At 73.8% G+C, this 7,592-nt stretch carries 7 protein-coding genes; 5 read left to right on the forward strand and 2 right to left on the reverse strand.

The genetic code is table 11. The annotated features are described in order from the left end of the window. Positions 1-128 precede the first annotated feature (128 nt). Both ACZ58X_RS24520 and ACZ58X_RS24525 read right to left on the reverse strand, forming a co-directional pair. On the reverse strand, positions 129-1,070 hold the full coding sequence (locus ACZ58X_RS24520) for a hypothetical protein (protein WP_470335738.1): 942 nt from the start codon (positions 1,068-1,070) through the stop codon (positions 129-131). 483 nt (positions 1,071-1,553) lie between these two features. Further along, entirely contained in the window at positions 1,554-1,691 is a 138-nt protein-coding gene (locus ACZ58X_RS24525) for a hypothetical protein (RefSeq protein WP_380397777.1), read from the reverse strand. 480 nt (positions 1,692-2,171) lie between these two features. Here ACZ58X_RS24525 and ACZ58X_RS24530 point away from each other — a divergent pair, with 480 nt between their 5' ends. The 5 genes from ACZ58X_RS24530 to ACZ58X_RS24550 all read left to right on the forward strand — a co-directional run bounded on the left by ACZ58X_RS24530 (position 2,172) and on the right by ACZ58X_RS24550 (position 7,489). After that, positions 2,172-4,076, forward strand: coding sequence for an asparagine synthase-related protein (locus ACZ58X_RS24530; RefSeq protein WP_470335739.1), 1,905 nt, complete (start codon positions 2,172-2,174; stop codon positions 4,074-4,076). Further along, positions 4,073-4,507, forward strand: a complete 435-nt coding sequence (locus ACZ58X_RS24535) for a lasso peptide biosynthesis B2 protein (protein ID WP_470335740.1) — start codon at positions 4,073-4,075, stop codon at positions 4,505-4,507. The genes ACZ58X_RS24530 and ACZ58X_RS24535 overlap by 4 nt, the downstream gene beginning before the upstream one ends. A 47-nt stretch (positions 4,508-4,554) precedes the next feature. After that, on the forward strand, positions 4,555-4,845 hold the full coding sequence (locus ACZ58X_RS24540; RefSeq protein WP_470335741.1) for a lasso peptide biosynthesis PqqD family chaperone: 291 nt from the start codon (positions 4,555-4,557) through the stop codon (positions 4,843-4,845). A 39-nt stretch (positions 4,846-4,884) separates the two neighbouring features. Beyond that, positions 4,885-6,612 carry an ABC transporter ATP-binding protein gene (locus ACZ58X_RS24545; RefSeq protein ID WP_470335742.1) on the forward strand — a complete coding sequence of 576 codons (1,728 nt, stop codon included), beginning with the start codon at positions 4,885-4,887 and terminating at the stop codon, positions 6,610-6,612. A gap of 172 nt (positions 6,613-6,784) precedes the next feature. Continuing rightward, positions 6,785-7,489 (forward strand): DUF4232 domain-containing protein, encoded by a 705-nt coding sequence (locus tag ACZ58X_RS24550; protein WP_470335743.1) that lies wholly within the window; start codon positions 6,785-6,787, stop codon positions 7,487-7,489. Positions 7,490-7,592: the final 103 nt, after the last annotated feature.

Here is a 7,592-nt window from a genome sequence, read left to right on the forward strand (position 1 = left end):
GCAGCAGGGGTCGGGGGGGGCCGGGGATTTCTTTCTCGGGGGGGGGGGGGGTTTGGGGGGGGGGGGGGGGGGGGGGGGTGGGGGGGGGGGGGGGGGTTCCCCCCCCCCCCCCCCCCACCGGGCGGCCGTCAGCCGTGCGTGACGCACTTGTTGGCGCTGTTGGACCACAGGCCCTGGAGGTCGAAGGTGCCGGTGCTCAGGGTGACGTAGGCGTCGAGGTTCTCGCACTCGTCGCCGATCTCGCCGCCGCCGCCGTTCCAGCCGATGCTGGGCCAGAAGTCGGTGACGGTCTCCGCGTACTCGTGGGTCTCGGTGGACTCGATGCCGGAGAGCAGCCGGCCGTCGGTGAAGATGGTGCAGGCGCCCGCCCCGTTGTCCGGGATGTACGGCAGGTTGGTGTACGCCAGGGTGCCGTAGGAGCTGCTGGTCTTGTCGTGCCAGGCGCAGAAGCCGGAGTTGGGGAAGCCGTCCGGGTGGGCGCCGGTGGGGGACACCACCACGTACTGGGCGTTGAGGTTGGGTGCCTGGGTGGTGTTGCCGAAGTGGGCGGCGGCCTTGCCCGCCTCGGCGGCGATCTGGGCGGCGGTGGCGTTGGCCGGGGTGGCGGCGGCGTTGTCGAACCAGACGCCGGCCAGCGGGGAGGACGCCGGGTGCTGGACGTGGGTGCCCTTGGTGCCGCAGGTGGTGGTGCCCTTGGCGACGCCCTCGCAGTACTGGCTGAGGATGGTGCCCCAGGTGTCCTGGCTGCCGTAGAGGCCCTTGAACATGTTCTGCATGTCGGGGGCGACCCCGGCCGGGTCGGAGGACCACTGCGAGCCCCAGAACACCAGGTACACCTTGGGGGTGGGGGAGACCACGCCCTGGGTCGCGGCGGAGCGGACCGAGAGGGTGTTGCCGGAGGTCGCGGTCGGGCTCTTGGTGGTGCTGCCGGGGTGGAGCGGCTTGGCCCCGAAGTGGGCGGCGGCCGGGGCGGGTTGTGCCTCGGCGCCGGCGGCCAGGGCGGTGGTGCCGAAGGCGGCCAGGGCCAGCGCCGTGAGGGTGTGGGCGGCGGCCTTGAGGGGTGTGCGCATGCGTCTGCTCCCGGGTGTGAGGGTGTGGGAGGTTTGTCCGTACGGGCCGTTGGGCCCTGTGGGCCCGCTGGTCGAGCCCGGACACCACATCAACTCGGCCGTCCGCTCGTCCAGATGGCGGGCACGGGGGCGGGGAACCCTTTGCCGTGCTCATACCAAGACCTTGTCGCGGGTGCGGGTGCGGGTGCGGGTGCGGGGCGGTGGCGGGGTGGTGGCCGTGGTGGCGGCAGGGGCGGGTCGGCGGCAGCGGCAGGGTCGGTGCGACCACAGGTCGGTACACGTCGAAGTTCCCGGACCGGATTCCGGCCGGGAACTTCGGCAATTCCCCCGGGATTCACCGGGAGTTCCGCCGTTCCAACGTACGGGCGGTCATCGGCGGTTCAATTCCCGGTGTGTTGGGATGCGAACGCCCGTGGGCGCGGAACAGCCCGCCGGCGGGGCCGGCGGGCTGTGGCGATCGAGTCCGGGTCAGCTGGGCCGAGGTCAGCGCGGCTTCTTGAAGCCCAGGGTCGTCGCGTCCTTCTTGGTGTAGATGGTGCCGTCCGTGTCCTTGCTGAAGTCGCCGACCTTGGCGGCCGTGGGCGGGGTGTAGCGCTTGGGCAGCTGGATGTTCTTGGCCATGGTTCTCTCCTCTGCATCGAGGCCGAAGCCTGTGGATGGCGTGACTCCATTGGGGCCGGTGGCCGCCGGGAGTGTCCAGTCGCGTCATCAGATCCGGCCATTGACGGAGGGATTCACGTCTTCGCAGGTGGATCGCGGACGGAACGTCTTTCGGCCGGATCGGCCGGAAGGGTAGTTGGGGCACGGAAGTGAACTGTTGCAACAGGAGTGTCCATGCCAAGCGCGATTTTAACGAGATTCGAATGTGAGGGAACGACAATCATCCTTCGTCTTTCGGTGCGTGAATGGCGTGATCCATGAGGGAAGTGGACCTTGCCCGGTTGTGTCGCCTTCCCCCGGTGGTGCACGGTTCCGGAGAACAGCGCCGACCGGCCGAACGCCCTGCTGGGGACGGCCGGACGGCCACCGGCACCGGCGCGCACGCAGAGCCGCCGGCACACCGGCGGCACCGACGCCGCCGTGACACCTGGGGGTGGGCACGTGCAGTCGCTCAACGACCACCTGGTGGTCCTTCCGGACTCCCCGGACGGCGCCCGGGTCCACCGCCGACTCGGCGCCACGGCACCGCGGTGCGTCACCCACGCGTCCGGACGGCCCTGGCTGGCCGGGTCGTGGTCGCCGGAGGACCTGGTGGTGTCCGAGGCCGGCCCGGTCCGGGTCGCGGTCCACGGGCTGAGCCCGGTCGGACAGGACCGCCTCGACGCCCTCACCCGGACGGTGCGCGAGCTGTCCGACCTGGACGCGCTCGCCCGCAGCCTGCCCGGCAACACCCACGTGATCGCCTCGGCCCACGGGTGGGTGCGCTTCCAGGGCACCGTCACCGGCAGCAGGGCGGTGTACACCGCCCGCCTGGACGGCGTGCCGATCGCCGCGGACCGGGCCGACGTGCTCGCCGGGCTCACCGGCGCCGAACCGGACGAGGACCTGATCGCCGCCGGCGTGACGTACGGAATGCTCTTCGCCCCGCTCGGCGAACGCAGTTGGTGGCGCGGCGTCCGGCTGGTCGCCCCCGACTCCTGCCTGCTGCTGCCCACCGCCGGCCCCGCCCGGGACGTCCGCTGGTGGCAGCCCCCGGAGCCCGACCTCCCGCTGGCCCCCGGGGCCGCCGGGGTGCGCGAGCGCCTGCGCGAGGCGGTCGCCCTGCGGCAGCCCGCCGGGCGGCTGTCGGCCGACCTCTCCGGCGGCATGGACTCCACCTCGCTGTGCTTCCTCGCCGCCGAACACCACCCCGACCTGCTGACCTTCTGCTGGACCGGCGGCAGCGCCATCAACGACGACCCCGTCTACGCCGCCCAGGCCGCCCGCCTGCTGCCCGGCGCCCAGCACCTGAGCGTGCCGGACACCGACGCCCCGCCGGTGTTCTCCCCGCCGTACTGGGCGGTCGACACCGAGGCCCCGCGCGCCGCGACCCGCGGCATGAACGCCATCCGGTACGGGATCCGCCACCTCGTCGACCGCGGCGCCACCCGGCACCTGGCCGGCCACGGCGCCGACGAGCTCTTCACCGGCGGGGCCGCCTACCTGCGCACGCTCTTCCGCCACCGGCCGGTGACCGCCTGGCGCCAGCTCAGCGCCCACCGGGCCCTGAACAGCTGGCCGTTGCTGCCCAGCCTCGCCGGGCTGCTGCGCGGCGGAGACCTCGGTGGCTGGTGGCGGCAGTGCGCCGACGACCTGGCGCATCCGGTCCCGCCCTCCCGGGGGCCCGCCCTCGGCTGGGGGGAGCGGCTCCCGGCCACGCCCTGGGCCACCGGCGACGCGGTGCGCACCACCCAACGGGTCTTCCGCGAGGTCGCGGACCGGATCGTCCCGCTGGCCCGGGACCGGGGACAGCACGAGGCCCTCACCGCCCTGCGCAGCGCCGGCCCGGTGCTCCGACTGGTCTGCCGCGAGTACACCGCCTCCGGGCTGCCGCTGGAACTCCCGTACCTGGACGACCGGGTGGTCGAGGCCGTGCTGGCCGTCCGGCCCCACGAGCGGTACAGCCCCTGGCAGTTCAAGCCCGTGCTGGCCACCGCGATGCGCGGGCTGGTGCCCGGGCCGATCCTCGACCGGACCACCAAGGGCGACTGCGAGGAGCCCGTCGACCGCGCCCTCCAGGAGCACGTCCCCGACCTGCTCGACCTGTTCGAGGACTCCCGGCTGGCGAACCTGGGCCTGATCGACCCGGACCGGCTCCGGACCACCCTGATCACGCCCCCGCGCACCGAGGACGTCTGGTCGGCCCAACTGGAGGCCACGATCGGCGCCGAGCTGTGGCTGCGCGAGATCGCCGCCCGACCGGGCGCGTTCGCCGCCCGCCCCGGCACGCCGGCCGCACCGGCCGAGCGGGCCCTCAGCGGCACCGGCCGCCCCGGCCGCACACCCCACCCCGAGGAGGCTCCGTGACCAGCCCGCCCTACGCCCTCCGGGCCCGCACCCGACTGCCCCTGCACCGGCGCGTGCTGCCGCTGGCCGCCGTGGCCGTCGCCCGGCCGCTGTCCACGCTGCGGCCCGACCGCCTCCAGGCCGTCCTCGGCGTGCTCAGCACCGGCGCCCGCCCGGGCACCGCCGCCCAGGCCTCCGAGGCCCGGGCCGCCGTCGTCGCCGTCAGCCTGCGCTGCGCGGTGCACAACTGCCTCCAGCGGTCCATCGCCACCGCCCTGCTCTGCCGGTTCAGGGGCGCCTGGCCCACGTGGCAGGCCGGCGTGCGCACCACGCCCTTCGCCGCCCACGCCTGGGTCGAGGCGGAGGGGCGGGTCATCGACGAGCCCTACCCCGACGGCTACTTCCGGCCGCTGGTCACCGTCGCCCCCAAGCAGCCGGCCCGCCCGGCCTGACGGCCCGTCCCGCCCGCCGCCCCGACTCTCCCGGAGAAGGCCCCATCATGACGCTCCGCTTGACCGACCACACCGTGTCCACCGACACCGACGACGGCGCCGTGCTGCTCAGCCGGCGCACCGGGCACTACTGGCAGCTCAACCAGACCGGCGCCTATGCGCTTCGACGACTGCTGGACGGCTGCACCCTGGACCAGGTCGCCGAGGAGTTCGCCGGCCACTTCGACATCGCGCCGACCCAGGCACGGCAGGACCTGACCGACATGACCGAACGGCTCCGCACCTCCGGCCTCGTCGAGACCGGCCTCGTCGAGACCGGCCTGGCCGGGACCGGCTGACCGAGGGCCCGACGCTCCAGGAAGGGAGGCGCGCGTACGATGCTCCGCCAGCTGTGGGCCCTCACCAGGGGTCAGCGGCGCGCCCTGGGCGCCGCCCTGCTGCTCACCCTGACCGCCGCCGGCGTCGGCGTCGCGCAGCCGCTGGCCGCCAAGGGCGTGGTCGACGCCGTCACCGCGCACCGACCGCTGCTGCTCCCGTGCGCCGTCCTCGTCCTGCTGCTGCTGACCCAGGCACTGATCGGGGCCTGCGCCGCCTTCCTGCTGGAACGCACCGGCGAGCGCTTCGTCCTGGGCATGCGCACCGGCCTGATCGGGCACCTGCTGCGGGTCCGGATGGACGCCTTCGACCGGCAGCGCGTCGGCGACCTGATGGCGCGCGCCTCGACGGACGTGGTCGTCCTGCGCGAGGCGCTGACCCACGTCTCGGTCCAGATCGCCACCAACCTGTGCGTCGCGCTGGGCAGCGTCGTCGCCATGTTCGTGCTGGACCCGCTGCTGATGCTGCTCATCCTGGGGGTGCTGCTCGGCTGCGGCCTGGTGATCAACCGGCTGTCGGCCGAGATCGGCCGCTCCTCCACGGCGCTGCAGACCGCGGTGGGCGCGATCTCCGCCGGGCTGGAGCGCGCCCTGTCGGCGCTGCGCACCGTCCGGGCCAACCGTGCCGAGCAGCGGGAGATCGACCACCTCGACGGTCTGGCGCACCGCGCCTACGACGCCGCGGTGCGCAGCGCCCGGCTCACCGCGGTGGTCGCCCCGACCGCCCAACTCGCCATCAACGCCGCCTTCATCCTGGTGCTGCTGTTCGGCACGGCCCGGGTCGACCAGGGCGCCCTGTCGCTCGGCGCCCTGGTGGCGATGCTGCTGTACGCCTCCCAACTCACCGGCCCGGTCACCGAACTGATGGAGGGCATCGCCTCGGTGAACCGGGCCAAGGGGTCCGCGGAGCGCGTCCAGGAGGTGTACGCGCTCCCCGTCGAGGAGCGCGCCCCGGCCCCGCCCGTCCGTACCGTCCCGCCGCGCCCCGCCGGCCGGGGGTCGGCGCCCGCGCTGGAGCTGCGCGACCTGCGGTTCGGCTACAGCCCGGACGCCCCCGTCCTCCACGGGCTCTCCCTCACCGTGCCGCAGCACGCGCTGGTCGCCCTGGTCGGCCCGTCCGGGGCCGGCAAGTCGACCACCTTCGCCCTGATCAACCGCTTCTACGAACCCTGGAGCGGCAGCCTGCGGATCGACGGGCAGCCCGCCGCCGACCTCGGCCTCGCCCAGTGGCGCTCCCACCTCGGCTGGGTCGAACAGGACTGCCCGATCCTGCACGGAACCCTGCGCGACAACCTCTGCTACGCCGCGCCGGACGCCACCGACGAGCGGCTCCGGCAGGTCCTCGACCTGGTCAACCTCACCGGGAAGGTGAACCGCCTGCCGGACGGCCTCGACAGCGAGGTCGGCGAACGCGGCGTACGCCTCTCCAGCGGCGAACGGCAGCGCGTCGCCATCGCCCGCGCCGTGCTCGCCCGCCCCCGGCTGCTGCTGATGGACGAACCCACCGCCCACCTCGACCCGGCCAACGAGGCCGCCCTGACCCTCAACCTGCACGCCCTCCGGCAGGAGTGCGCCATCCTCGTCATCGCCCACCGGATGTCCACCATCGAGGCGGCCGACAGCGTCGTCATGCTCTCCGACGGCACCGCCTCCGCCACCGGAACCTACCCCGAACTCCTCCACGGCCACCCGGACTTCCGCCGGCTCGCGGGCCACCACCGGTCGGGCTGACTGATCATCATCGCGCCGGGGTTGTCAACCGGGCCGCTCCCGAACGAGTGTCACAGTCCCGTCCCTGTCATGTCCTGGTGATTGTGACGCCGGGTGTGCCACCGAACCCGGTGGGCCGACGTCTTGTGAAGTGTTCCAAGCAGTCAGCACACACCGTCATCGGGGAGCCACCATGTCCGTCCGCCACCGCCGCCCGCTGCTCGTCGCCACCGTTCTCGCCGGCGCGGGGCTGGCGTTGACCGCCTGCGGGCCCGACAACACCGACCCGGCCGCCGGGCCGGCGCCCTCCGCGAGCAGCACGGTGTCCGCGAAGCCGACGGCGGGCGGTGCCCCCACGGCGGGCGCGCCGACCACCGGTACGGGCTCGCGCCCGGCCACCCACGCGCCGTCCGGCGGCAGCACCAAGTCCGGTTCCGGGTCAGCGGCCGGTGGCCCGTGCGACATCCAGAACCTCTCGATCCACATGTCGGCCCGCTCCGGGGCGCCCAGCCAGCGGGTGATCGAGGTGCAGAACAAGGGCGGGAGTTCGTGCACCCTGAGCGCCACACCGGGTGTGGACCTGGGCAACTCCACGACGCCCGACCAGAGCAAGAACATCAAGCCGATCCTCGCCGCCGGGACCATGCGCTACACCGTCGCGGCGGGCAAGACGGCCTACGTGGTGCTCGACCTCGACCCGAGCGGTGCCACCGCCGGGACCACTCCGGGCATCAACGAGGTCAACGTGCTGGCCGACGACGAGGACGGCAACATGCCGCTGGCGAGCATCCAGAACTTCCCGCTCGGGGCCGATGCCAAGGTCCTGAACCCCTCGATGGGCATGTACCGGGCCACCCTGGCCGAGGCCGTCGCCTCCGTGGCCTCCGCCCCCAACTAGTCCTTCCCCGTCGGTCTGTGGGCCCGGGGGGGGGGGGGGGGGGGGGGGGGAGGGGGGGGGGGGGGGGGGGGTTGGTGTCTGGAGGGGGAAGAATCCTTGCTGC

The sequence above is a fragment of the Kitasatospora sp. NPDC040550 genome, from assembly GCF_055594965.1.

What these genes read in the sequence shown, in the direction of transcription:
- ACZ58X_RS24520 (WP_470335738.1), bottom strand. Translation starts at nt 1,070, where the DNA reads ATGCGCACACCCCTCAAGGCCGCCGCCCACACCCTCACGGCGCTGGCC.
- ACZ58X_RS24525 (WP_380397777.1), bottom strand. Translation starts at nt 1,691, where the DNA reads ATGGCCAAGAACATCCAGCTGCCCAAGCGCTACACCCCGCCCACGGCC.
- ACZ58X_RS24540 (WP_470335741.1), top strand. Translation starts at nt 4,555, where the DNA reads ATGACGCTCCGCTTGACCGACCACACCGTGTCCACCGACACCGACGAC.
- ACZ58X_RS24545 (WP_470335742.1), top strand. Translation starts at nt 4,885, where the DNA reads ATGCTCCGCCAGCTGTGGGCCCTCACCAGGGGTCAGCGGCGCGCCCTG.
- ACZ58X_RS24550 (WP_470335743.1), top strand. Translation starts at nt 6,785, where the DNA reads ATGTCCGTCCGCCACCGCCGCCCGCTGCTCGTCGCCACCGTTCTCGCC.